The organism is Streptomyces sp. NPDC048258 (genome assembly GCF_043201995.1).
GTDB lineage: Bacteria > Actinomycetota > Actinomycetes > Streptomycetales > Streptomycetaceae > Streptomyces.
Window position 1 is genome coordinate 592,823 of record NZ_JBICZH010000004.1, and the last position, 24,611, is coordinate 617,433.

Annotated in this window: 18 protein-coding genes and 1 pseudogene; 14 read left to right on the forward strand and 5 right to left on the reverse strand. The window is 71.9% G+C overall.

Translation table 11 applies throughout. From position 1 onward, the window contains the following. Window positions 1–27: 27 nt before the first annotated feature. Together ACGFYQ_RS13380 and ACGFYQ_RS13385 are read left to right on the forward strand one after the other, a co-directional pair. Window positions 28–627 (forward strand): TetR family transcriptional regulator, encoded by a 600-nt coding sequence (locus ACGFYQ_RS13380; RefSeq protein ID WP_393743150.1) that lies wholly within the window; start codon window positions 28–30, stop codon window positions 625–627. A 46-nt stretch (window positions 628–673) separates the two neighbouring features. Further along, complete coding sequence (locus tag ACGFYQ_RS13385) at window positions 674–1,837, forward strand: FAD-dependent oxidoreductase (RefSeq protein ID WP_393743152.1); 1,164 nt, start codon at window positions 674–676, stop codon at window positions 1,835–1,837. Window positions 1,838–1,962: 125 nt separating this feature from the next. Here the strand turns inward: ACGFYQ_RS13385 and ACGFYQ_RS13390 are convergent, their stop codons facing one another. Then, on the reverse strand, window positions 1,963–3,267 hold the full coding sequence (locus ACGFYQ_RS13390) for a phytase (protein WP_393743154.1): 1,305 nt from the start codon (window positions 3,265–3,267) through the stop codon (window positions 1,963–1,965). Window positions 3,268–3,465: 198 nt separating this feature from the next. On the opposite strand from ACGFYQ_RS13390, the gene ACGFYQ_RS13395 reads away from it, so the two are divergent. Continuing rightward, a complete protein-coding gene (locus tag ACGFYQ_RS13395; RefSeq protein WP_393743156.1) occupies window positions 3,466–4,509 on the forward strand; it encodes a hypothetical protein in 1,044 nt (347 codons plus the stop codon). Window positions 4,510–4,524: 15 nt separating this feature from the next. Here the strand turns inward: ACGFYQ_RS13395 and ACGFYQ_RS13400 are convergent, their stop codons facing one another. Then, window positions 4,525–5,964, reverse strand: a complete 1,440-nt coding sequence (locus ACGFYQ_RS13400) for an amidase (RefSeq protein WP_393743158.1) — start codon at window positions 5,962–5,964, stop codon at window positions 4,525–4,527. A 156-nt stretch (window positions 5,965–6,120) separates the two neighbouring features. On the opposite strand from ACGFYQ_RS13400, the gene ACGFYQ_RS13405 reads away from it, so the two are divergent. Both ACGFYQ_RS13405 and ACGFYQ_RS13410 read left to right on the forward strand, forming a co-directional pair. Then, window positions 6,121–6,744, forward strand: a complete 624-nt coding sequence (locus tag ACGFYQ_RS13405) for a TetR/AcrR family transcriptional regulator (RefSeq protein ID WP_393743160.1) — start codon at window positions 6,121–6,123, stop codon at window positions 6,742–6,744. A gap of 80 nt (window positions 6,745–6,824) precedes the next feature. Then, window positions 6,825–7,472 (forward strand): HAD family hydrolase, encoded by a 648-nt coding sequence (locus tag ACGFYQ_RS13410; RefSeq protein WP_393743162.1) that lies wholly within the window; start codon window positions 6,825–6,827, stop codon window positions 7,470–7,472. An 85-nt stretch (window positions 7,473–7,557) separates the two neighbouring features. Here ACGFYQ_RS13410 and ACGFYQ_RS13415 read toward each other — a convergent pair whose 3' ends face one another. Then, a complete protein-coding gene (locus tag ACGFYQ_RS13415; protein ID WP_393743164.1) occupies window positions 7,558–8,367 on the reverse strand; it encodes a DUF817 domain-containing protein in 810 nt (269 codons plus the stop codon). Window positions 8,368–8,560: 193 nt separating this feature from the next. Here ACGFYQ_RS13415 and ACGFYQ_RS13420 point away from each other — a divergent pair, with 193 nt between their 5' ends. The 8 genes from ACGFYQ_RS13420 to ACGFYQ_RS13455 all read left to right on the forward strand — a co-directional run bounded on the left by ACGFYQ_RS13420 (window position 8,561) and on the right by ACGFYQ_RS13455 (window position 21,223). After that, window positions 8,561–10,135 (forward strand): LuxR C-terminal-related transcriptional regulator, encoded by a 1,575-nt coding sequence (locus tag ACGFYQ_RS13420; RefSeq protein ID WP_393743166.1) that lies wholly within the window; start codon window positions 8,561–8,563, stop codon window positions 10,133–10,135. 163 nt (window positions 10,136–10,298) lie between these two features. Continuing rightward, window positions 10,299–11,501, forward strand: coding sequence for an NAD(P)/FAD-dependent oxidoreductase (locus ACGFYQ_RS13425; protein WP_393743168.1), 1,203 nt, complete (start codon window positions 10,299–10,301; stop codon window positions 11,499–11,501). Window positions 11,502–11,625: 124 nt separating this feature from the next. Next, window positions 11,626–12,447, forward strand: a complete 822-nt coding sequence (locus ACGFYQ_RS13430; protein ID WP_393743170.1) for a crotonase/enoyl-CoA hydratase family protein — start codon at window positions 11,626–11,628, stop codon at window positions 12,445–12,447. Window positions 12,448–12,598: 151 nt separating this feature from the next. Next, a complete protein-coding gene (locus ACGFYQ_RS13435; RefSeq protein ID WP_393743172.1) occupies window positions 12,599–13,951 on the forward strand; it encodes a ricin-type beta-trefoil lectin domain protein in 1,353 nt (450 codons plus the stop codon). Between the two features lie 255 nt (window positions 13,952–14,206). Continuing rightward, window positions 14,207–15,361, forward strand: a complete 1,155-nt coding sequence (locus ACGFYQ_RS13440) for an oxygenase MpaB family protein (protein WP_393743174.1) — start codon at window positions 14,207–14,209, stop codon at window positions 15,359–15,361. A gap of 318 nt (window positions 15,362–15,679) precedes the next feature. Beyond that, complete coding sequence (locus ACGFYQ_RS13445; RefSeq protein WP_393743176.1) at window positions 15,680–17,014, forward strand: erythromycin esterase family protein; 1,335 nt, start codon at window positions 15,680–15,682, stop codon at window positions 17,012–17,014. Between the two features lie 402 nt (window positions 17,015–17,416). Continuing rightward, entirely contained in the window at window positions 17,417–18,880 is a 1,464-nt protein-coding gene (locus tag ACGFYQ_RS13450) for an MFS transporter (RefSeq protein ID WP_393743178.1), read from the forward strand. 273 nt (window positions 18,881–19,153) lie between these two features. Next, window positions 19,154–21,223 carry a SpoIIE family protein phosphatase gene (locus tag ACGFYQ_RS13455; protein ID WP_393743180.1) on the forward strand — a complete coding sequence of 690 codons (2,070 nt, stop codon included), beginning with the start codon at window positions 19,154–19,156 and terminating at the stop codon, window positions 21,221–21,223. Window positions 21,224–21,289: 66 nt separating this feature from the next. Here ACGFYQ_RS13455 and ACGFYQ_RS13460 read toward each other — a convergent pair. Beyond that, window positions 21,290–22,092: pseudogene (locus ACGFYQ_RS13460) on the reverse strand (hypothetical protein). A gap of 165 nt (window positions 22,093–22,257) precedes the next feature. Here ACGFYQ_RS13460 and argG point away from each other — a divergent pair. Further along, the gene (gene argG, locus ACGFYQ_RS13465) at window positions 22,258–23,703 is read left to right on the forward strand and encodes an argininosuccinate synthase (RefSeq protein WP_393743182.1); all 1,446 of its coding nucleotides are present in this window, start codon (window positions 22,258–22,260) and stop codon (window positions 23,701–23,703) included. Between the two features lie 292 nt (window positions 23,704–23,995). Here argG and ACGFYQ_RS13470 read toward each other — a convergent pair whose 3' ends face one another. Continuing rightward, on the reverse strand, window positions 23,996–24,568 hold the full coding sequence (locus tag ACGFYQ_RS13470; protein WP_393743184.1) for a GNAT family N-acetyltransferase: 573 nt from the start codon (window positions 24,566–24,568) through the stop codon (window positions 23,996–23,998). Window positions 24,569–24,611: the final 43 nt, after the last annotated feature.

The following is a 24,611-nucleotide window of genomic DNA, read 5'->3' on the forward strand; positions in this document are numbered from 1 at the left end:
AGATAGTTACTTGCTAGGGTGTGAGGCATGGCACGGGATTCCAGCGCGACCAAGGCCCGCCTGCTCGAGGCGGCCTTCTCCGAGTTCGCCACGTACGGCATCGCGGGGGCGCGGGTCGACCGCATCGCCGAGGCCGCGCAGGCGAACAAGCGGCTCATCTACGTCTACTACGGCAACAAGGAGCAGCTCTTCGACGCCGTGCTCCAGCAGGCGCTGGAGACGGGCTCGGAGTCCGTGCCGTTCGACGCCGACGACCTGCCCGGCTACGCGGGCGACGTCTTCGACCACCTCGTCGCGCGGCCGTCGCTGATGCGGCTGGTGCTGTGGAAGCAGCTGGAGCGTCCGGGGACCACGGACGCGACGGCGGCGTCCTACCAGGGCAAGATCGCGGCAGTGGGGCATGCCCAGGAAGCGGGCCGGATCGACGCCGGGATGTCCGCGACCGACGTGCTGACGCTGGTGATGGCCCTGTCTCAGGCGTGGTTCGGGGCGGTGGGCGGTCCGGCGGTCGGCGAGACGGGCACCGACTGGGCGCCCGAACAGCTCGCCCGCCACCGGGCGGCGGTGGTGGAGTCCGTACGCCGGATCACCACGCCGTCCGGGGACCAGGGCCTGTCGTCCACGTAGCGCCGGCCGGGCCCGCGACGTTGCCGACAGGGCTTAGAGTGCCGCCATGGCGGTCGACGCGGATGTCGCGGTGGTGGGGGCCGGGCCGGTCGGCCTGAGCGCCGCGCTGCTGCTCTCCCGGGCGGGGCTCGGTGTGGTGGTGCTGGAACGCCGCCCCGGTCCGGTCACCGAGTCCCGGGCGACGGACCTGCACGCGCGGACCCTGGAGGCCCTGGCCCCCAGCGGGCCGGCCGAGTCGCTGCACCTGCTGGGCCGGCGCGTGGACACGGTGGAGATGTGGTCGCGAGGGCGCAGGCTCGGCGGCTTCGACCTGGCACGGCTGCGCTCCCCGTACCCGTACATCCTGACCGTCCCGCAATGCGCGACCGAGGGCCTGCTCGCCGCGGAGGCCGAGCGCGCGGGGGTGCGCGTGCACCGCGCGACGGCCGTCCGGTCCGTCGACGAGGACGCCGACGGCGTCACCGTACGGTCCGACGCCCTCGACCCGCTGCGCACCCGCTGGGTCGTGGCGGCCGACGGCGCGTCGAGCACCCTGCGCGCCCTGGCCGGTACGGCGTTTCGCGGCCGGACCCATTCCGGCACCTGGCAGCTCGCCGACCTGCGGGTCGAGGGACCCTCGCTGGACCCGGCGCGCGTGCACATGATCGGCGGACCGCGCGGCCTGCTCGTGGTACTGCCGATGCACCTCGACGGCTGGGCCCGGGTGGTCCTGCACCTGCCGCACGGCCCCGCGCCGAGCGGCGCGGACGACCCGGCGGTGCTCGCCGCCGAGGCGGCGGCCCGGGGATGGACGGCGACCGTCCGCGAATGCCGTTGGACCAGTACCTTCCGCACCCATCGGCGCCTCGCCGCACCCCACGGGAGCCGGCGGGTACTGCTGATCGGCGACGCCGCCCATGTGTGCAGCCCGGTCGGCGGGCAGGGACTCAACCTCGGCCTGCGGGACGCCGTCTCCCTCGCCGCCGTGCTGCCCGGTGCGACCGCCCGCGGCGGCCCGGCGGCCGACGCGCTCACGGCCTGGCGCCGTGCCCGCCGCGCCGACGCCCTGCGCGTGCTCGCCCGCACCGACCTCGCCACCCGCGCCTGGACGCTGCGCTCGGCACCGGCCCGCGCCGTACGCGACACGGCCCTGCGCGGCGTCCTCACCACTCCGGGCGGGCGCCGCCTGCTCGCCGAGGCGGTCGCCGGCCCGCGCCCGGCCGGTTCCTGAACCCGCCACCACCCCTCCCGGCGCGATCCGCCGTTGCGGCGTCAGCGGACCGGACGGGACAGCGGCCGGTCCGAGTCGCGGCCGGAGCGCTCCTCGGGCCGGCGGCGGCTATCCGTCGTGCCCCGTCAGTCGTCCAGGGCCTGCAGGACCTTGCCGAGGTCCACGAACTTGAAGCCGGTGGCGGTGCGCGCCGTGGCCTGCGGCGTCTCGTGGCCGTCCTGGACGACCAGGAGACCCTTGGGGTACTTGCTCCCGAGGGGGGCGTTGAGGGCCGCGGCGCCGTCGCACTCCTCGGAGCCGTCCAGCGTGCCGGACGCGGGGATGCGGAAACCGCCCTCGTACTCGTTGTCCTCGTCGACCTCACGGTCGTAGGCCGCGAAGGTGTTGTCGCCCTGGCTCGACGCGAGCAGGTAACCGTCGCCGTCGGGCTGCGTGATCAGGGTGAGCCCTTCGACGTCGGCGGCGAGCCGACGGCCACCGAATCCGGGGTCGGGCCCCGGCGCGCACTCCTCGGTCTCCTCGTCGTAGGTGCCGGGCCGCCCGTACTCGCGGACCTTGTCGATCAGTTGCGGGGTCGTCGTGAGGTCGGCGCGCAGGCGCCAGATGCCGATGTCCTCCTGGCCCGCGTAGAGCGTGCCGTCGGCCGGGTCGACCACCATGCCTTCGACCTGGGGCAGTTCACCGGGCTCCAGGCACGGTGTCCAGGAAGCGCCGTCGGGCAGACGGAAGGAGGAAGGCAGGTCGAGCGTGCGGACCTTGCGGTAGTCGACGGTGCCGGAGCCGGTGGCGACGAGTTCGAGCAGAGCGATGGTGGTCGTCTCGCGCCGGCTGACGAGGGCGTAGGCACGGCCGGTGGCCCGGTCGGTCCACGTGGCGAGGCCGTAGGCCGTCCGCTGCTCGTTGACCTCGGCCTGGTCGGCGGAGAAGACCGGCCGGACCGCCGGGTCGGTGACGTCGGTGAGCGGCCCGCCGGGCCGGGCGGGGTCGATGCGGTAGAAGCGCAGCCGGTCGTTCCCGCGGTCGCTCGTCACGGCCAGGTCGACGCGGCCCGTCGAAAGCCGCAGCCCGTGGACGAGGTCCACATTGTTGAAGCGGCCGGGTGCGTCGCCGGGTGCCGGCCCGCTCGGCGCGGGCACGGCCTGGACCTGCTGGGCGTCGAGGTCGTAGACCCGCAGTCCTCCCTCCTTGGCCGTTGCCAGGACGAGGCTGCGGCCGGGGTCCGCCGCGTTGCGCCAGATCGCCGGGTCGTCGGCGTTCGCGTTGCCGCCGGCCTCGTCGTCGTACAGGGGGGCGGTCTCGGCCCGGGGGGTGACGGCCGGCAGCGAGGCGGTCCGAGGGGTGTGGGCCTGCGCGGGCACCGTCGCGGTGAGCGCCGCGAGGGCGACGAGGCCGGCGATCACGCTCGACCGTCGGATGCGGGGGAGGGGCACGAAGTGGCTCCTTCACGTCGGGAACAGATCGTGACCACGATCGGCACGCCTCGTGACCGGCGTCCCAGCGAACAGCCATCCCGGAGTGGCGTTGACATGAACACTGCATCGGGCGGCGGCGGGCAGGCGGGCGGCCGAGTCCGAACCGGGAACGGAGAACCGGGAACCGCACCGTACGACGGCTTCGTCGTGTCCGTCGTGATTGACATTACCGACCTCACTGTCGAGCAGCTCGCCGGCGCCTGGCAGCACATCCGCGACACGTCCCCGGCGGACGAAGCGGACCCCTTCGTCCTGGACTGCGCCCGCAGGCTCTCCGCCGACCCGGGCGGGGAGCAGGCGCATGTGTGGGTCTCCGGACTGTTGGCGATGTCGGGCCATCTCGCCTGGCGTCCCGGGCAGGCGGCCGAGCGCGCCGCCCTCGACGCCCTGCGCGCCGCGGCGAAGGAGCTGGGCGGCCGGGCCTGCTCGCACGAGGACCACCCGTACGAGGCTGAGATGGACTCGATGGAGGACGAGATCTGGCTGGGTGACGACGGACTGCTGACCGGCGAACTCCCGGCGCGGGACGGCGACATCGACCCCGGGCGGGTGCTGTGCCCGGGCAACGTGGCGGGCTGGGCGCGCCTCGCCGCGGACGTGATCGCCCCGCTCACCGTCCGTCGTATCCCGGTGGGCGCGCCGAAGTACCACCACAGTTGCATCAGCACCCTGTCGGGGATCGTGAACGACTACCCCTACTGCGATCCGCACGAGGTGCTGGCCGACGAGGCCGCCTGCCTCCCCACCCGGCCGACCCGCGGAGTGCTGGCGGGCTACCTCGTGACCATGAACGCGACCTGCTGGTACGCGGCGTCGGAGCGGATCACCGAGCGCTCGGTGATCGACGCGATGATCAAGGGAGTCGAGGCCGCCGTCGCGCTGCTGAGCGACGGTCCGTGCGCCCACGGCCCCGGTGAGCATCCCGACACCGACGATCCGGACCACGCGAACCGGGTCGGCTACCTCCTGCGCAGCCCGGGCGGCCGTGCCGAGATATCCGAGGATCACGGGTGGGACGAGGAGGACGAGGAGGACGTCCAAGAGGGTCAGGAAGACGGCGGAGCAGGCGGGGACGAGCCCCTGGACGCCTGGGTGTGCCCCGCCTTCCTGCGCGACCTGGCGGACGAGACGCTCGATACGCTGACGGACGCCCTGGCCGCGTTCGAGGACCTGCCGACGGAGACCGGCGACGGCGCCTGACACGCGGCCGCGGGCTCAAACCGCCGGACCGGCCGCGCGCGGGTCGATCGGTGTGAGAAGGCCGAGCCGGTCCTCCACCGCCTGCGCCGCGTCCAGACACAGGTCCTCCCGGAAGGCGCGTCCGACGATCTGCACTCCGCAGGGGAGCCCGTCGGCAAGCCCGGTCGGCACGGCCACGGCGGGTACGCCCACGAAGCTGGTCACCGTGCACAGGCGCATTCCCGAGGCGACCCGGTCCCGGCCCGCCCCGTCGCGCGACTCCAGCCCCGGCTCGACCGGCGGCTCGCTGAAGGACGGGCCGAGCAGGAGCGGGTACTCGTACAGGAATTCGGCCCATGAGCGGCGGATGTTCAGCCAGGTGCCCATCAGCCTCATCAACTCGTCCGCGCTCGCGGGCGGGGTCTGCTCCATCGCCATCTCGATGTAGCGGTCCCCGCCTTCGCCGAGCAGGCCGCGCACCGCCGGCCAGGTCGGGGCGAACTCGGTCACCGTGATCCGGCCGTACGCGTCGAGGGCCTCGTCCAGCCTCGGTACGTCCGCCACCTCGCGCACGTCGTATCCGGCGGCGCGGAGCGCGTCGGCCGCCGTCTCGACGGCCGCGCGAACAGTGGGGTGGACGCCGCGCCCACCCGGGTCCGCCACGACCGCGACCTTCACCGGTCCGCGGAGGGGTTCGCCGTACGCGGGCACCGGTACGGCTCGCGGGTCGCGCGGGTCGGTGCCCGCCAGCACCTCGTACGCCAGCCTCAGGTCGCCCACGGTCCGGGCCAACGGGCCGTCGGTGACCAGCATCTGGGATGCCGGGCCGGGGTCGTCCGGACCGAGGAGGCGGTGGTCGGCGGGGAAGCGCCCGGTGGTCGGCTTCAGCCCTGCCACACCGCAGAACTGGGCCGGGACGCGGATCGAGCCACCGGAGTCGTTGCCGAGGCCGAGGGCCGCCATGCCCGTGGCGACGGCCACCGCGTCGCCCCCGCTGGTGCCACCCGGCGTCCGGCCGGGGTCCCAGGGGTTGACCGTGTCGCCGAACAGCTCGCTGCGCGTGTGCATCCCGGCCAGGATCAGGGTGGGTATGTTGGCGTGCCCGATCGGAATGGCCCCGGCGGCGCGCAGCCGGGCCACCGGGGGAGCGTCGGCAGGCGCCACCAGATCACGGAAGCGCTCCACGCCGAACGTGGTCGGCACGCCTTCGACCGCGGTGGTCTCCTTCACCGTGAACGGCACGCCCGCGAGCGGCCCCAGCACCTCACCGGCGGCCCGCCGGCGGTCGGTGTCCGCCGCGGCCTCGCGCGCACGCTCCGCCAGGAGCTGCGTGACCGCGTTCACCCGCGGGTTGACCGCGGCGATCCGCTCCAGGTGGCTCTCCACCAGTTCGACGGCCGACACCTCGCCGCTCCGCACGGCTTCCGCCTGCGCGGTGGCGGGCTTCTGCCACAACTCCTCTTGCACGACTCGCACGCTCCCCATCCCCATCTCCACCCTTGTTCCGATGCGCTTGCATCGGAACGATACCCCGGGATCCGATGCGGGTGCATCGAATAGAGTGGGTCGCACCGACGCGGAGCGCTCGCACCGACGCGGAGCGGACGCGGTGAATCAGGGAGGCGACAGGGCATGCCCAAGCAGGTGGACCACGAGAGCCGACGCCGTCTCATCGCCGACGCCGTCTGCCATCTCGCCGACGAACGCGGACTGGAGGGCGTGACCCTGCGCGACGTCGCCGCCCGCGCGCAGGTGTCGATGGGAGCCGTCCAACGGTGCTTTCGCACCAAGGAGGAGATGCTCGTCTTCGCTCTCGGGTACATCGGCGAGCGGATCGGCGAGCGCGTACGGGCGCGCCTGGTCAGGAGCCCGGCCCAGTCGGCCGCCTCCGCCCTGGGGCACGCGGCCACCGAGATCTCACTGCTCCGGGAGGAGAACCGCGCCGAGGCCAGGGTCTGGCTCGCGTTCGTCGCCCAGGCGGCCGTCAGCAAGGCACTCGCGGAGACGCTGAAGGCGAACTACGCGGCGCTGCAGCACACGTTCACGCGCCTCATCTCCGAAGCCTGCGAGGGCGCCGACCGCGCCGTGCCCCTCGACGCGCGGCACGAGGCCCGTACCCTCCTCGCCCTCGCGGACGGCCTCACCGCGCACGTCCTCATCGGCCACCTCACCCCCGAGGAAGCCCAGGACGTCCTGCACGCGCACCTGGGCAGCCTCTGGGAGACCGTGAACGCGCCGGGCCCCGCTCTGACGTGAGGTCCGCCTCGGTGGTCACGCCCTGAGGGCCTGTCTCCCGACCGGCCTACGGGCGGGGCGAGACCGCTTACGCTACGGGGATGATCAAGCCCATAGAGCTCGTGATATTCGACTGTGACGGAGTGCTGGTCGACAGCGAACGCATCGCCGCGCGCGTCCAGGTGGCCTTGGGAGCGGAACTCGGCTGGCCGATCACCGAGGACGAGGTCATCGACCGGTTCATCGGTCGTTCCAACGCGTCCGTCGCCGAGCAGGTGGCCGCCCGGCTCGGCGAGGAGGCAGCCGTGACCTGGGCGGACCGGTTCGTGGAACTCCACCGGGAGGCGGTCGACGCGGAACTGCTGCCCGTGGAGGGGCTGCCCGAGGCACTCGACGCGATCACCCTGCCCACCTGCGTCGCGTCCAGCGGTTCGCATGACAAGATGCGCCACACCCTCGGTCGAACCGGTCTCTACGCACGCTTCGCCGGCCGTATCTACAGCGCCACGGAGGTCCCGCAGGGCAAGCCCGCCCCGGACCTCTTCCTGTACGCCGCCCGGCAGATGGGCGTCGACCCGGCCGCGTGCGTGGTGGTCGAGGACAGCCGCCCCGGAGTGCAGGCCGCGCGCGCCGCCGGAATGCGCGCCTTCGGCTACGCCGGCGGTCTGACCCCCGCGGAACGGCTCGAGGGCCCCGACACCACTGTCTTCCACGACATGCGCGAACTGCCCGGGCTCCTCACCGCCTAGCGACGCCCGCCGAGGGGCCGACCGGCCAGGCCGCGCGGCGGTGGCCCCGGGCACGACATCCGCGAGCCGTGTCCCGGCGGGAACGTCATACAGTTCCCACGGCGCGGGGCCCTGGCCGGTGCCGCGCGGCGGCTCCGAGTACGCACAGCACGCTGACCAGGAGCGCCCACGCGCCGAACTTCTGCAGCGACACCGGCTCCCAGCCGTCCAGTTGGTACGGGTACCGCCAGGCACCGGCGTAGGTCGCGATGTTCTCGGCCAGCCAGAGGAAGAAGCCGATCAGGACGAAGCTCAACGGCATCGGCATCGAGTAGGTGTGCTTCCCCACGGTGTAGCGCACCCGGGCGGGCGCGGTGACCGCGACCAGCAGGGCGGCGAGCGGCCAGCGCAGGTCGGGCAGCCAGTGGTGGCTGAGGAAGTTCACGTACAGCGCGCCGGCCACCACCGCGGTCGCGGCCGGGCGATACCCGCTCAGCTCCAGCCTGAGCAGCCGCCACGCGGCGCAGATGTAGCTGCCGACCGCCGCGTAGAGGAAGCCCCCGTAGAGGGGGACGCCGCCGAACTTCAGCATCGCGGGCTCCGGATACGACCAGGAGCCGAGCGACACCTTCACGTACTCGAAGACCAGGCCCAGCAGGTGGCAGCCGGCGATCACCGCGAGGTCCCGTCCGCGTTCCCAGCCGATCAGGCGGAAGACCACGCTGAGCAGGATCCCGTAGCCGAACAGCAGGTCGTAGCGTGCCACCGGCAGTTCGGGGAGCAGTCCGGACAGGCCCACCCCGGCGAGCAGGGCCACGGCGAACGCGCAACTGGCGGCCTGGCGCAGGCCGAAGCGGACCAGCTGGCGCAGGGCGTGCGCCACCCGGTGAACGGCGACGGCTGTGGCGAGGGGCATGCCGTTCAGGACGCACGCGGGCCGTGCGTGGTTCGGACTGCGGCATCCGTGTTGCCCATGCGCTCCATGCTGCCCAGGTGTGTCGGTGTGGTTCCCGGGGCGCGTTTCCGGATGCTGGGAGACTGGGCCCATGGAGCCAGCCGAAGCGCCACGGTCCGCCGATGAGGCAGCGTCGCGCCACAGGTGGGGGGATGTGTTCGCGATCCTGTCCGAGGCCGACCGGCACGAGCCGCTCGGTCCGGAGGACCTTGAGCGGCTCGCGCTCGCCGCGCACCTGATCGGCAAGGCTCCCGAGAGTGACGACCTGTGGACGAGGGCACACCATGCGTGGCTGACCCGTGACGATGTGCCGCGGGCCGTCCGCTGCGTGTTCTGGCTGGGGCTGGACCTGGTGCTGAGCGGGGAGTGGGCCCGTGCCGCCGGCTGGACGGCGCGGGCGCGCCGGCTCCTCGACGCCGGACAGGCCGACTGCGTCGAGGAGGGGTACCTCCTGGCGCTGGAGGGGCTCCGGAGCTACCTGGCGGGGGACACGGCGAACGCCGAGGCCGTCTCCGAGCAGGCGCTGACCCTCGCGACACGGTTCGGGGACCCGGACCTGACGAACTTCGCGTTGGTCTCCCTCGGCGAGAGCCGGATCAGGCTCGGGCAGGTGGACGAGGGGGTACGGCTCCTCGACGAGGCCATGGTCGCGGTGACGGCGGGCGAGGTGTCCCCGATCGTGACCGGGCTCGCGTACTGCGCGGTCATCGCGACCTGCCACGAGGCATTCGATCTGCACCGGGCCCGGGAATGGACGGCCGAGCTGTCCCGGTGGTGCGCGGCCCAGCAGGAGCTGGTCCCGTACCGCGGCATCTGCCTGGCCCACCGCGTCGAGATCATGCGGCTGCACGGAGACTGGACGGATGCCCTGGACGAGGCGAACCGCGCCTGCCGGTGGATGCGCTCGGTGGCGGCCACCCAGTCTGCCGACGCCGCGTACTACCAGCTCGGCGAGCTGCATCGGCTGCGCGGTGAACACGACCAGGCGGAGCGGGCCTACCGCGAGGCCAGCAGACTGGGGCACACCGCGCAGCCGGGAGTCGCGCTGTCACTGCTCGCGGCCGGGGACACCGGCGCCGCGGAGCGCGCGATCCGCACCGCGCTCGACGCGGCCGAGGACCGTACGTCGCGCTGCCGGCTGCTGCCGGCGTACGCGGAGGTCATGCTGGCGGCGGAGAAGGTCGACGAGGCGCGAGCGGCCGCGGAGGAACTGGCCGCGGCCGCCGGGGCCATGGATTCCTCCTTGCTGAACGCCGTCAGCGGACAGACGAGGGGAGCTGTGCTCCTCGCGTCCGGTGACGCGCGCGCCGCCCAGGTGGTGCTCGGCCATGCGGTGGCGACGTTCCGGGAGCTCGACGTGCCGTACGACGCCGCGCGGACCCGCCTGCTCATCGGTCTGTCGTGCCGGGAGACCGGCGACGAGATCACCGCACAGCTGGAGATCGAGGCCGCCGAGTCGGTCTTCCGGGAGCTGGGGGCGGCACCGGACCTGCTGCGCGCCGAGAAGCTCGCGCTCAAGGCCACGACCAGGACGGCGGGCCTGCTCACGCCCCGTGAGCTGGACGTACTGCGTCATGTCGCGGTGGGGAAGTCGAACCGGGCCGTGGCGGACGACCTGTTCCTGAGCGAGAAGACCGTGGCCCGCCACCTCAGCAACATCTTCGCCAAGCTCGGAGTGTCCTCGCGATCGGCGGCCACCGCGTACGCCCACCGGCACGACCTCGTCTGACGCCTGGGAAGAATGACCCACGCCTCAGGAGTGGACATTCTGTGGAAGCGGTGAGCGGGACGCGCGGCCTAGCGTTTCACCGTACGAATCCCCAAGGGACCCCCAAGGGACCCCCAAGGGACCGCACGGGACCCCACGGGACAGAGAGGCGGGAGGCGACGTCATGACGAACCGGATGTACGACGCGATCGTGATCGGGGCGAGGTGTGCGGGCGCACCGACCGCGATGCTCCTCGCCCGCCGGGGCTACCGGGTACTCCTCGTCGACCGGGCGACCTTCCCGAGCGACACGATCTCCACCCATCTCATCCACCCGCCCGGCCTCGCCGCCCTGGACCGCTGGGGGCTGCTCCCCGAGGTCGTCGCGACCGGCTGTCCGGCGATCGCCACGTACTCCTTCGACTTCGGGCCCTTCGTCATCGAAGGATCCCCGGCCGGCTGCGGGTTCGAGGCTTCGTACGCCCCGCGCCGTACGCTCCTCGACAAGATCCTCGTCGATGCCGCCGACCGGTCCGGCGCGCAGGTGCGTGAGGGCTTCACCGTCGAGGACCTCGTGATCGAGGGCGATGCGGTGACGGGAATCAGGGGCCGCGGCGCGGGCGGAGGCAGCACCGTCACGGAGTACGCCCGCGTCGTCATCGGCGCGGACGGGATCCACTCACTCGTCGCGAAGACCGTCGGCGCCGTCCGGTACGCCGAGAAGCCGAAACTCCAGTGCAGTTACTACTCCTACTGGACCGGGCTGCCGATGGACGGCCGGTTCGAGACCTATGTCCGGCCCGACCGGGCCTTCGCCGCCTGGCCCACCAATGACGGCCGGACCGTGGTCATCTGCGGGCTGCCGATGCGCGACTTCAAGGCCAACCGGTCGGACGTCGAGGCGGGCTACCTGGCCACCATGGCGCTGGTTCCCTCGTTCGCCGAGCGGGCCGCGTCCGCCACGCGCGGGGAACGCCTCGTCGGGACGGCGGTCCCCAATTTCCTCCGCAAGCCCTACGGCCAGGGCTGGGCACTGGTCGGCGACGCCGGATACCTCAAGGACTTCATCACCGCCCAGGGCATCCAGGACGCCTTCCGTGACGCGGAACTGTGTGCGCAGGCGCTCGACCAGACCTTCACCGGCAGGCGGAGCTTCGACACGGCGATGAAGGACTACCAGGAGACCAGGGACACCCAGGTCATGCCGATGTACGAGTTCACGGCCCAACTCGCCTCACTGGACCCACCACCACCGGAGATGGCGCAGCTGCTCGGCGCGGTGTCGCGCAGCCGCCCGGCCATGGACGGGTTCGCCAGGGTGGCGGCGGGGGTCACCTCGCCCGCGGAATTCTTCTCGAACGAAAGCCTCGAACGTCTCCTGGCATAGACACGTGGGCCGGGCCGTGGGCTGGCTAGGCTGCCGGTCATGAACGGCGAGGCCGACCGCTGCCACGCACGAAGGCCCGGCGGCCACCCCTTCCGCCCACCGCGAGCCAGGAGACAACCACCCCATGGCATCCGAGCCCGACACGACCTCCGATCCTGTGCACGACACGACCTCCGATCCTGTAAGCGTCCGCCGCCGCGGCGCGGTGACGACGATCAGCCTGAACCGGCCACACGTCCGCAACGCGGTGGACCGTCCCACCGCGACGGCGCTGGCCGACGCGTTCCGCGCCTTCGACGCCGACCCGGAAGCGTCCGTCGCGGTCCTCCACGGTGAGGGAGGAACCTTCTGCGCCGGTGCCGACCTGAAGGCCATCACAGACGGCAACGGCAACCGGGTCGCCGCGGACGGCGACGGCCCCATGGGCGTCTCCCGGATGCGGCTCTCCAAGCCGGTCATCGCGGCCGTCAGCGGACACGCGGTAGCCGGCGGTCTGGAACTGGCGCTCTGGGCGGACCTTCGTGTGGCCGACGAGAGCGCGGTGTTCGGAGTGTTCTGCCGCCGCTGGGGTGTACCGCTGATCGACGGCGGAACGGTACGGCTGCCGCGCCTGATCGGCACGAGCAGGGCGATGGACATGATCCTCACCGGCCGGGCGGTCGATGCCGCGGAGGCTCTCCGGATCGGCCTCGCCAACCGCGTGGTCCCTCTCGGAAAGGCGTTGGAGGAGGCCCAGGAACTCGCGGCGCGCCTGGCGCGGTTCCCGCAGACCTGCATGCGCCACGACCGCTTGTCGGTCCTCGAACAGGAAGGCCTCGACGAGAGCACCGCCCTTGCCGTCGAGTTCGGTCACGGTACCGTTTCGCTCGCCGCCGAAGCGGTGACCGGGGCTGCCCGGTTCGCCTCCGGAGCCGGACGCCACGGCCTCGACAGCGAGCCCGCCTGACCGGGTGAGGTCGGGCCGCCAACTCGGCCGCGTGCGGGGGGCTTTGACGTGCTGGCCTATCATCTATTCGATTCTCGCCCGTCCGTGCCACCGCAGTGCCGGGGCCGGGGCGGGAAGTGATTCTCGATGAGAGGGCAATGAGCACTTGCGATTGACAGGCAAGCACCGGATATCCATCGTCGCCGCGGCTGCCGCGGCGGCGATCGCGGGAAGTCTGCAACTCCCCTCCAGCGCGTTCGGCACCGAGGACACCGGGGACACGGGGAACACCGTGTCCGAGTCCGCGAGTTCCGATTCGGCGAATTCCGAGTCGGCGCCGCCGACCGGGGAGGCGCCCGACTCCCACGCGGAGGACTCCGCCACCTACAGCAGCGACAGCACCGCCTTCAAGAACGGCGTCATGTCGCTCGGCGCGGAGGCGACCCGGCCCGCGGCGAGGTCGGCCGCGGCCGCCGCACCCGCACCGCCCCAGGGCGAAGGGTGGAAGCTGAGCGGAGCCACCAAGTGGCTGCAGACCGGCTACACGATCAAGTTCTACGACCAGAAGTCCGCTGACTGGCTGGCCCCGTACGTGCAGGCCTCCGCCGCGGACCTGCGGCGCATCACGAACCTGCCCGTCACCGTCGACACGAAGCCCGTCGGCTGGGACTACGCCAGGCCCCGGGGCGAAGTGGTCGTCGGGCTCCTGCACCGCCCGTGCGTCCCGCCGGCCGAAGGCGGCAGCATGGGCAGCACGGGCTGGAAGGTCGTCCGGGACGGTTCCGGCAGTGCGAACCTCAGCTGCGGCTTCACCGTCTCTTCCCTGGCCGAGACCGTGACCAGCGGGCACGCCTACATCGACGACGAGTTCTTCACCTCGGCCGGCAAGCCCACCGCCGCCATGGGCGAGACGTACATGCGCAACCACATCAGCCATGAACTCGGACACACGCTGGGCCTGACGCACGCCAACCGCAGCCTGACCAAGAGCGACTGCGTCAAGGGGACCGACTCCGGCCAGTTCCCGGTCATGTGCTCACCCACGTACGCCTACCAGGACAAGCGCGCGGGCACCTACGTCCAGCAGTTCGACGTCCAGGGCCTGCGCCTCCTCGCCGCCGGCGCCGGCGCCACGCTGTCCCCGCAGGGCAGGGTGACCGGACTCGGCGCCAAGTGCCTGGACGTCAAGGGCGGAAAGGCCGTCAACGGCACGCAGATCCAGCTCTACACCTGCAACGGCTCCGCGGCGCAGTCGTGGATCCTGGGCAAGGACGGCACGTTCCGCGCGTTCGGCAAGTGCCTGGACAACGCGCGCAACGCGAGCACCAACGGCAACAAGATCAGCCTCTACGACTGCAACGGCTCCGCGGCGCAGCGCTGGTCCGTCAACGCCAAGGGCCAGATCGTCCACGTGGCGTCGGGCAAGGTCCTCGACGTGACCGGCGGCGCGACCGCCAACGGCACCGTGGTCCAGCTCTACACCGCGAACACGAACAAGCGCCAGGTCTGGGTCACGCCCAAGTAGCCCCGCCCCCCACCTCCGTGCGCCGTACCCGGCCGGTACGGCGCACGGTGCCTTCCGGCGCTGGTCAGGAAGGGATCGGCGGCTGATCGGGTGAGGGGGAAACGATCCCTTTGCCGGAGGGAGTTCCCTGCGCGCCGCGGCAGCCACAGGCTTTCCCTTGCCCGGCGGTCTGCGCCGGGCCGCCGCCGGCGGGTGCCGGCCGACACGCGCGCCTGCTGCGGCGAAACCCCCTGCACCCCCGATGGGAGTCCTGCTGTGGGACTGACGACAGCAACGATCGCCGCGGAACTGGAAGCGGCGAGCAAGGTCGGTGACCCGAAAGCCGACGAACTCGTCTCCAGCCTGATCGACAACAAGGAGATCGACGGGGTCAACGCCCTGTTCCGTACCATCGGCACGCTCAAGCCGGGGCAGGACCTGTCGCAGCTGCCCCCGCGGCTGGCCGAGTTCCTCAAGGAGGCCGCCGCCGCGCCGCCGGACTGGTCGGAGACGGACGTCAAGGCGGCGGAGGGCTTCTTCGCCCACCACCACGGCGAAGTGTCCATGCTCCAGGGCACCGTCGGCCTCATCGGCACCTACCTCTCCCCGACCGGAGCGTTCACCCTCCGCTCCACCGGCCGCCTGGGCGGCGTCGACGGCCCTGGCCGACGCCTGTCGCAGTCATCCCGGCTGTTCCTCGACATGGGCAACAAGAACGTCATGCGGGACGGCACGCTCGCCGCGAACGTCACCAAGGTGCGCCTCGTGCACGCCTCCGTACGCCAGCTCCACAAGAAGGGCGGTGAGTGGGACTACGCGAAGTGGGGCGAGCCGGTCTCGCAGAAGTACACCACCGGCGCCGCCTGCGTCTTCTCCACCCAGATCCTCCAGGGCATGGCACGGCTGGGCATCGACGTCTCCAAGGACGACGCGCGCGGGTTCATGTGCGCCTGGCACTACGTCAACCACTACCTCGGCACCCCCGACAAGTGGCTTCTGCCCAAGGACGCCGACGAGGTGGAGGCGCTGTGGAACCAGGAGCGGGACAAGGAGTGGAAGAAGACCGATGACGGCGTCTTCATGACCAAGCAGGCCGTCGACTTCTACAAGAAGTTCTACCCGCCGGGCGCGCACGACGCCTTCATCGCGATGGTGCGCCACGCGCTCACCGACAAGTACGCCGACATGGCCGGCCTGCCCAAGAGCATCCTCGGCGCGGCCGCCGAGCCCCTGTCCGCCGGCCACGGACTCGTCAGCGGTGTGGGCGGCGGCCTGCTGGGCGGCACCGCCAAGAAGGCGGTGGGCGTCAACCCCTACAAGGACATCCTGGGCATCGCGTCCAAGGGGTACAACGAGGTCCAGAAGTTCGCCCTGACCCAGGGCCAGGACGATCAGCCGCAGATGCACCAAGAGCTGCACGACAACCGCTGACCGCCGGCGCACGGGAGGGACTCTTCGGCTTCGACCGGAAGCGAAGCGTCCCGCCCGGCCGCCCGCGCCGGCCCGCGCACAGCGCGCCGCGCGGGCCGGGCTACATCCTGGGCCGGCGCTGTCACACGGTCCTTTCCTCATCCGAAGCCGATCCAGGGTCCGCCACCAGCAGCCGGTACCCGTAGTCCACTTCCCGTTCGGCGAGCAGCCCCGTGTGCCGCCGCACCCAGGCGCCGGAGCGCAGGTAGGGGTAGCTCCAGACCCGGCCCGGGGGTTGGGGCCATGGCCGCCGTCCCTCCCGGCGGGAAGTCTTGGACCATGAAACGAAGCAAGGCAACACCCCTGGCCGTGCTGCTCCTTTCCCTCGGTGCCGTGGTCGCCGCCGCGCCCCCCTCCTCGGCACGGTCGCCGGTACCCGCCCTGGAACGCGACGCACACCCTCTGCGCTCTACCGACCCCCAGGGGAACCTGGACGATCTGCGCCCGGTCGGCCGCATGGTGAAGGACGCCCGGGTGGTGGGTCTGGGCGAGGCCACCCACAGTTCCCACGAATTCCTCACCATGAAGCACCGGGTCTTCCGCTACCTCGTGGAGGAGAAGGGTTTCCGCAGCTTCGCCCTGGAGGGAAGCTGGAGCACCGGACTGCGGCTCAACGACTATGTGCTGCGCGGCGAGGGCGATCCGGAGCGGATCATGCGCGAGGAATTCCAGAGCAGCTACATCTTCTGGAACAGCGCCGAATACCTGAACCTGCTGCGGTGGATGCGCGGTTACAACCTCCAGCATCCGCACGATCCGGTGCAGTTCATGGGTGACGACTTCGGGTACGCCGGTCCGGAGCTCTACGACAAGGTGACCGGCTACGTGGCCCAGGCCCACCCGGCGCTGCTGCCGCGCCTCACCGAGCTGTACCGCGGCCTGCGGCCCGCGACCACCCCCGATGCCCACATGAAGGAATATCCCGGTCGGCCGCTGGCCGAACGGAAGGAGATCGCCGACAGGACCGGACGTGCCCTGGAACTGATCACGCAGCAGGGGCCCGGGGCGGAGGGCGACGCGGAGGCCTACGCCTGGGCGGTACAGCACGCCACCGCCATCGATCAGACGGCCAGGGGATACGCCTTCGACTTCGACGACCCGCAGCAGGGCGCGCAGGCCATGGACTACCGGGACGCGATCATGGCGGACAACGTCGACTGGTGGCAGAGGCGCACCGGGAACAAGGTGGTGCTGGCGGCCCACAACGGGCATGTCGCGCTGCGGACCCACGACCCGAAGCACTACCCCAAGGTGCAAGGAAGCTACCTGCGCGACAAGTTGGGCAAGAACTATGTGAGCATCGGCTCCACCTTCGACGAGGGCTCGTTCAACGCCGTCGGAGACGACGGACAACTGCGAGCCTTCACCGTGGGTCCCGCGAAACCGGGCAGCAACGAATACACCCTGGACAGGGTGCGCCACCGCGACTACGTCGTGGACCTGCGTACCGCCCCGCCCGCGGCCCGTACCTGGCTGGCCACACCCCGTACGACCCGCAGCATCGGCGGCGCCTATCCGGGGCCCAGCGGGCCGGAGACCCGGATCGCGCTCGCTCGGTCGCACGACATCATCATCCATCTGCACCGAGTCGGTGCCGCCCGGCTGTTGCGGTAGGCCCCGACAACCCCCTTCCCGGCGGGGGAGGGGGCGGTGCGCCGACGGGACCGCCCGCTCACCCTTCGTGCGCGCCGACGAGCGCAAGCCGGTCGGCGCGCACCACCGGTGTGAGCAGCGCGGTACACCGCGACGGCCTCCTCGCCGACGTGACCGGGTACTTCCTCCCCGCCTGAGCGGTTCCGGCAGGCTCGCCACGTACGCCATCGGCCGGCGACGAGCCAGGCTCATCCGCGGTGTGGTCCCGACGGGCGTGGGTCGCTGACGGGAATGGTGTGGGTGAGCTGTGTAGGGTCTTGGGAACCGTGCTCCTCGGGGAGGTGCCCGTACGCCCGTACGCCCCGCACGGCCGTCCCGGCGGGCCCGTATGGGCAGACGTGACCGACCATCAGGAGTGCTGCCGTGGGACCCGAGGAGACGTCATCTGCGCCCGGCGGCTTCGGTTGGAACCGTGAGACGGGGACGCTGTCGCTCCTGTCCTTCGCCATGCTGATCGTCTCGCTCGACCAGTACATCGTGGTCGTGGCACTCCCCGACATCGCACGCGACCTCGGCTATTCCGCGCAGACGCTCCAGTCGGTCATCAGCGCCTACGCAGTGGCCTCGGCCGGCTTCCTCCTGTTCGGCGGGCGCGCCGCCGACCTGCTCGGACGGCGCCGCATCCTGGCCACCGGCCTCGCACTCTATGCCGGGGCAGCGCTCGTGGGAGGACTCTCGACCAGCCCCGGAATGCTCCTCGCCGCACGCGCGGTCCAAGGTCTCGGCGGGGCCCTCGTCTTCCCCACCACCCTGGCACTCATCAACACCACCTTCGCCGAAGGCCGCGCACGCAACCGCGCATTGGGAGTCTGGGGAGGGTCAGGCGCGGCAGGGCTCGTCATCGGTGTGCTGCTCGGCGGTCTGCTGACGCAGGCGTTCGGCTGGGAATCGGTCTTCCTCGTCAACGTAGCCCTGGCCGGCCCCGCGCTGCTGCTCGCGTTCGTAGTGATCCCCCGGGACGGCGAACGCGAAAAGGGTCGCACGTTCGACCTGCCCGGTGCGCTCAGCGTCACTCTCGGCGTCACACTCATCGTGTTCGCCCTCGTACAGGGCCCCGGATCGGGCTGGCTTTCGCCGGTCATCCTGGTCAGCGCGGCGGCGGGCCTCCTGTTGATCGGAGCCTTCGTCGTCATCGAGCGGCGCAGCTCCGACCCGCTCATGCCACCCCGGCTGCTCTCCAACCCGAATCTGATCACCGGTGTCGTCATCGCGTTCATGTTCATGGCGACCTTCGGCTCCGTGCTCTACTTCCTGTCCCTCTACTTCCAGGAGGTGCTGGGCTACGACGCTCTGCGGACCGGCGCCGGCTTCCTCATCCCCACGGCCGTGGTCGTGGCCGGTTCGACAACCGCGGGCCAGCTCGTGACGCGGTTCGGCCTCCGGCGCACCTTGGCCGCAGCCCTCGCCGTCGGTGCGCTCGGTGCGGTCGCACTCGGCCTCGCGATCTCGCCGAACGGCACGTACGCCGAACTCGTCCCCGGCCTCGTGGCACTCAGCATCGGCGACGGGGTGGTCTTCACCACCATGTTCATCGCCGCCGCCACCGGAATCCCCGACCGACAACAAGGCATCGCCTCCGGCATCGCCTCCACCGGCTCGGGGGCGGGCGCGGCCGTCGGCCTCGCCCTCCTCGTCCTGGTAGCGACCGCCGGCCTCGACGGCCTCTCCGGTGAACGGCTTCGCATCGCCACCGCCGAGGGGATCAGCACCACGCTCTTCGTCGTGGCGGGGGGAATCGTGCTGACCTTCCTCGTCGCCTTGAGCCGGTGCCCGGCACCGCCCGCACCGGTTCCCGCCCCCGTGCCGTACCAGACCCGTCGCTGCTGACAGCCTTCTGGGCCCCCGGCCGCCTCATGGGTGAAGCACAGTCGCCGCATACGGTCAGGAGGCGGCGCCGCGCCGAACGGCAGACGATGGACTCGTGCAGACACGGATCGCGGAGGCCCTGCCCGAGCGACTCGGGGCCTGACCACGTCCGACACGTCCGACACGTCCGACGAAGGCACGGGCGGGGCAGGGCGCGGGCGAGAAAGGCACGCCGAGAAGGGCACGCCGAGAAAGGCAGGGCAAGGGCGGCACGGCGTTGGGTGCAGGTGCCACATGAACGATCACATCCCGGTCGACGAGCTGATCAGCGGAGCCGCGCAGGCCGCCGGCGGATGGCTGGGCGCGCTGCCGGTCGCCCTGATCGCCACCAGCGCCGACGGGACGATCGTGCGCTGGAACCAGATCGCGCAGGAATTGCTCGGCTATACCCCGCCGCAGATGCTGGGGCGCAACATCGCCGACCTGCTGCATCCAGGAGCCGACCGCAGCCTCGGGCGCTCGCTCTGGGAGGCCGCTGCGTCCGGGCGGGGCGTGATGGGCACGGTGACCGCCTGGCACCGCGACGGGAATCCGCTGGAGCTGGAGATCTGGGCCTCTCCGGTGTCCGACCGCCGGCACGGCACGGCATCGGTGCTGGTCTTCGCGGCCGACGCCCACGCGGCGCGGCGCATCCGCGGGTCGTCGGCGGTCTGGGACGGCCTGTTCGCCCGCTCACCCGTCGGCATCGCCATCCTTGACACGCAGCTGCGGTTCCTGCAGGTCAACGCCGCGCTCGAAGCCATGAACGGGCTGCCCGAGTCGGCGCACGTGGGACGCCGCCTGGCCGAGATCCTCCCCGAGGTGAACGCCCTGGAGATGGAGGCGGCCATGCGGCAGGTCATGGAGACCGGGGAGCCGGTCCTGGACCGCCGCCGTGTGGGACGGACGCCGGCCGCGGCGGACCACGACCGGGTGTGGTCGTGCTCCTACGTGCGGGTGGAGGATCCCGCCGGGATGCCGATCGGTGTCATCGCCTCGCTCGTCGACATCACCGAGCAGCAGCGCGACCACGTGGAAGCCGAAGCGGGCCGGCGCAGGCTCGCCCTGCTCAGCGAGGCCAGCATGCGCGTCGGCGCCAGTCTGGATCTGGAGCGCACGGCGCAGGAACTCGCCGACCTGGCCGTGCCGCGTCTCGCCGAGGCGGTCACCGTGGACGTACTGGACGCCCTCGCCCGCGGTGACGAGCCCGGCACGGGGTTGAGCGGCGGGGTCGCCCTGCGGCGGCTGGGCAAGGCTCCGCTGTCCGGATCGAGGGTGACCGACGTCCTCGCCCGCCTCGGCGGGACGCTCACCTTCCCCGCAGCCGCCCCCTACACCCAGGCCCTCGCGTCCCGGCAGCCCTTCCTGATCGCCCGCCTCGACGAACCGGCCATCGCCCCCGCGGCCCCGCACTCGGCCAAACCCGCGGAACTGGTGGCGGCAGGTGTGCACTCGTTCCTCATGGCACCCCTCGTGGCCCGGGAGTCGGTGCTCGGCGTCGCCACCTTCTACCGCACCGGCCCGAGCGGACCCTTCGGCTCCGAAGACGTCACCCTCGCCGCCGAACTCGCCGCACGCGCCGCGCTCAGCATCGACAACGCACGGCTCTACCATCGCGAGCACGAGACCGCGGTGATCCTCCAGCGCAGCATGCTTCCCCAGCACATCTCCCCGCCCCCCGGCATCGCGGTCAGCCACCGCTACCTCCCCGCGAGCGACGTCAACGAGGTCGGCGGGGACTGGTACGACGTCGTGCCCCTGGCCGGCGGGAAGGCGGCCCTGCTCATCGGCGACGTCATGGGGCACGGCATCGCCGCAGCAGCGGTCATGGGCCGGCTGTCCGCCTCCGTACGGGCCCTCGCCCGCCTCGACCTGTCGCCCGTCCGGCTGCTGCACCAGCTGGAAGCCGCCCTCTCCGATCTGGCCGAGCCGATGCTGGCCACGCTCCTGTACATCGAGTGCGATCCGGCCACGGGACGCTGCACGGTCACGCGGGCCGGACATCCGCCGCCCGTACTGGCGCTGCCCGACGGCACGGTCCAGCTCCTGGACACCCCGCCCGGCGTCCCGTTGGGGGTCGGGGGAGTCGCCTTCACCCCCACCGAGATCGAGGTGCCCGCCGGCGGCGTCCTCGTGCTCTACACCGACGGACTGATCGAAGCCCGCGGACGCGACCTGGACGAGCGGCTGGCCGAGCTGACGCAGCTCCTCGCGGATCCTCAGACTCAAAAACTGGACCATGTGTGCGACTCACTGATCACCCACCTCGTTCCGGCGGCGGCCGATGACGACATCGCGCTCCTGGTCGCGCGCATCGGCCACTGACGGCTCAAGGACAACGGGCCGGTTCAGCAGCGACGATCATGCCGAGTGCCGTCCCCGCACGACGGGTTAGGGCCGGGCCGAGCCCAGGTCGGAGGCGGTGACGTCGGCGGTCTCCGCGCGGCCCACGGCCACCCGCAGCGCCACGGCAGCCGCGAATCCCGCCACCAGCCCGAAGACCAGGGCGGCCGGGACGCCACCACCGATGCCGGCGAACAACCGCAGCAGCCCCCAACGCAGGCCCGCCCCGTCCGTCGCCACCCGCAGCAGCTGGCTCGCCAGCAGCCCGAGGACGGTCGCGCAGACCGCGCCCACCGCCATCGCAGGGAAGGTGGCCCGGGTGAGCAGTGCGGGCAGCCGCCGCAGCGCCCACCACACCACGACGAGCAGCAGGACGTCGGCGGCCCGGTACAGGAGCCAGTCGCCGAGCGGCGCGCCCGCCGGGCCGGCCCAGGCGCCGAGCAGCAGCCACTGTCGCAGGAGATCGCCCGGTTCGGCGAACAGCCCGCCGTCCGGGGAGACCGTCTGGAGGGCGGCGGCGACCGGCTGATACGAGAGGACCACCAGGGACAGTGCGATCACCGCGGTCGGATCTGCAGCCCGGTGGTGTAGAGCGCGAGGTAGCGGGTGCTGTCGGTCCCGGCCGTGTCCCCGATCCCGCCGGACACTTCGGCGCCGAGCGGAAGCGAGCCCGGAGGGTCGTACGACCAGGGGACGAGCCAGTGCTCGAGCTCAGCGGCGGCCCGGCCGCCGATCACGCCAGTGGTGCCCGGCAGGTGCAGTGCCTGCGCACTCGCTCCGGCCCACCAAAGAAGCGCTGTGAGCAGCAAACCTCCGGCCAGTGCCGGTATCGCCGCGCGCCGGTATGTCATCTAGTGTCCCCGCCTTGCCGCTCATCCGGTGAATCCCCTGGTCAGGGGAGTAAAGGCTGATGATCACATACGGATCACGGTCGTACGTCGCCATGCCCCGGCGGCCCGGATGACGACCCGCGCCCCCGTGTTGCATGAATATGCGCGATGATGCATACTCTTTCCATGTCCAAGGTCCTCACCTCCCTCCCCGCCGGCGAGCGCGTCGGCATCGCCTTCTCCGGCGGTCTCGACACGTCGGTCGCGGTCGCGTGGATGCGCGACAAGGGCGCGATCCCCTGCACCTACACCGCCGACATCGGCCAGTACGACGAGCCCGACATCGCCTCGGTGCCCGGCCGTGCCAAGACCTACGGTGCCGAGATCGCGCGCCTGGTCGACTGCCGCGCGGCGCTGGTCGAGGAGGGTCTGGCCGCGCTCACCTGCGGGGCGTTCCACATCCGCTCGGGCGGGCGTTCCTACTTCAACACCACGCCGCTCGGCCGCGCCGTCACGGGCACCCTCCTGGTCCGGGCGATGCTCGAGGACAACGTACAGATCTGGGGCGACGGCTCCACCTTCAAGGGCAATGACATCGAGCGGTTCTACCGCTACGGCCTGCTCGCGAACCCGCACCTGCGGATCTACAAGCCCTGGCTGGACGCGGACTTCGTGACCGAGCTCGGCGGCCGCAAGGAAATGTCGGAGTGGCTCCTCGCCCACGACCTGCCCTACCGCGACAGCACCGAGAAGGCGTACTCGACCGACGCCAACATCTGGGGCGCCACCCACGAGGCCAAGACCCTCGAGCACCTCGACACCGGCGTGGAGACCGTCGACCCGATCATGGGCGTGCGGTTCTGGGACCCCTCGGTCGAGATCGCCACCGAGGACGTGACCATCGGCTTCGACCAGGGCCGCCCGGTGACGATCAACGGTAAGGAGTTCGCCTCCCCCGTCGACCTGGTGATGGAGGCGAACGCCATCGGCGGCCGCCACGGCATGGGCATGTCGGACCAGATCGAGAACCGGATCATCGAGGCCAAGAGCCGCGGCATCTACGAGGCGCCCGGCATGGCCCTGCTGCACGCGGCGTACGAGCGCCTGGTCAACGCGATCCACAACGAGGACACCGTCGCCCAGTACCACAACGAAGGACGGCGCCTCGGCCGGCTGATGTACGAGGGCCGCTGGCTGGACCCGCAGGCGCTGATGGTGCGCGAGTCGCTGCAGCGCTGGGTCGGCACGGCCGTCACCGGCGAGGTGACGCTGCGGCTGCGGCGCGGCGAGGACTACTCGATCCTCGACACCTCGGGCCCGGCGTTCAGCTACCACCCGGACAAGCTCTCCATGGAGCGCACCGAGGACTCGGCGTTCGGCCCGGTGGACCGGATCGGCCAGCTCACCATGCGCAACCTCGACATCGCCGACTCGCGCGCCAAGCTGGAGCAGTACGCCGGGCTCGGCCTGATCGGCACGGGCCACCCCGCCATCGGCGCCGCCCAGGCGGCCGCGACCGGGCTGATCGGCACCCTGCAGGAGGGCGGCGCCGAGGCCATCGCCTCCCGCGGCGAGGTCTCCGGCGACGAGGAGATGCTGGACCGCGCCGCGATGGAGTTCGGCACGGACTGACCGGCCTCGCCGAGCGGAAGGCCCGGCACCCCGGCCGAGGGGGAAGCACCACCGGACAGGGGCCGGGGGGGGGGGGGGGGGGGCCGCCCCGCGCCCCCCCCCCGGGGGCCCCCCCCCCCGCCGGCCCGGGGGGCGCCCCCCCCGGCCCGCCCCGCACCCCGCCCGGCCCCGCGCCCCCGCCCCCCCCCCCCCCCCCCCCCCGCGCCCCCCCCCCCCCCCCCCGCCGCCCCCCCCCCCCCCCCCCCCCCCCCCCCCCGGCCCTGTCGTCACGGCTGACGTATCAGCGGATGTATCAGCGCAGGTCGAGCCGCATCAAGACCCGGGGATGACCGGCCAGTACCGAGGTGGTGTCGGCGGCGTGGACGAACCCGGCGCGTTCGAAGTTCTTCCGGAGCCCGGCGTACGCCATCGTCATGTCGACCTTGGCGTCACCGTTGTCGAGGGGGTACGCCTCGATCGCGGGTGCGCCGTGGGCGCGGGCGAACTCGACCGCGCCGGCGATCAGCGCGTGCGAGACCCCTCTCTTCCGATAACCGGGGCGTACGCGGATGCACCACAGCGACCAGACCGGCAGGTCGTCGACGTGCGGAATCTTGCGGTTGCGCGCGAAGGAGGTGGCCGACCGCGGTGCCACGGCCGCCCAGCCGACCGGCTCGTCGCCGTCGTAGGCGAGCACCCCGGGAGGCGGTTCCGTACGGCACAGCTCGGCGACGTACTCACCTCGGCCCGGCCCGCGAAGCTCGTTGTTGAGCTTGGACGGGATCCGGTGGCTCAGGCACCAGCAGACGTTGGCTCCGGGCGACTTCGGACCGACCAGCGTCCGCACGTCCTCGAACACCGCAGCCGGGCGAACGTCGATGGTCATACCACCACAGTGGCACGGCGTACGTGGCGAGGCCGGGTCGGCT

Coding starts and splice junctions, on each gene's coding strand:
- ACGFYQ_RS13380 (WP_393743150.1), top strand. CDS start 28: ATGGCACGGGATTCCAGCGCGACCAAGGCCCGCCTGCTCGAGGCGGCC.
- ACGFYQ_RS13385 (WP_393743152.1), top strand. CDS start 674: ATGGCGGTCGACGCGGATGTCGCGGTGGTGGGGGCCGGGCCGGTCGGC.
- ACGFYQ_RS13405 (WP_393743160.1), top strand. CDS start 6,121: ATGCCCAAGCAGGTGGACCACGAGAGCCGACGCCGTCTCATCGCCGAC.
- ACGFYQ_RS13410 (WP_393743162.1), top strand. CDS start 6,825: ATGATCAAGCCCATAGAGCTCGTGATATTCGACTGTGACGGAGTGCTG.
- ACGFYQ_RS13415 (WP_393743164.1), bottom strand. CDS start 8,367: ATGCCCCTCGCCACAGCCGTCGCCGTTCACCGGGTGGCGCACGCCCTG.
- ACGFYQ_RS13425 (WP_393743168.1), top strand. CDS start 10,299: ATGACGAACCGGATGTACGACGCGATCGTGATCGGGGCGAGGTGTGCG.
- ACGFYQ_RS13430 (WP_393743170.1), top strand. CDS start 11,626: ATGGCATCCGAGCCCGACACGACCTCCGATCCTGTGCACGACACGACC.
- ACGFYQ_RS13445 (WP_393743176.1), top strand. CDS start 15,680: ATGAAACGAAGCAAGGCAACACCCCTGGCCGTGCTGCTCCTTTCCCTC.
- ACGFYQ_RS13455 (WP_393743180.1), top strand. CDS start 19,154: ATGAACGATCACATCCCGGTCGACGAGCTGATCAGCGGAGCCGCGCAG.
- argG (WP_393743182.1), top strand. CDS start 22,258: ATGTCCAAGGTCCTCACCTCCCTCCCCGCCGGCGAGCGCGTCGGCATC.
- ACGFYQ_RS13470 (WP_393743184.1), bottom strand. CDS start 24,568: ATGACCATCGACGTTCGCCCGGCTGCGGTGTTCGAGGACGTGCGGACG.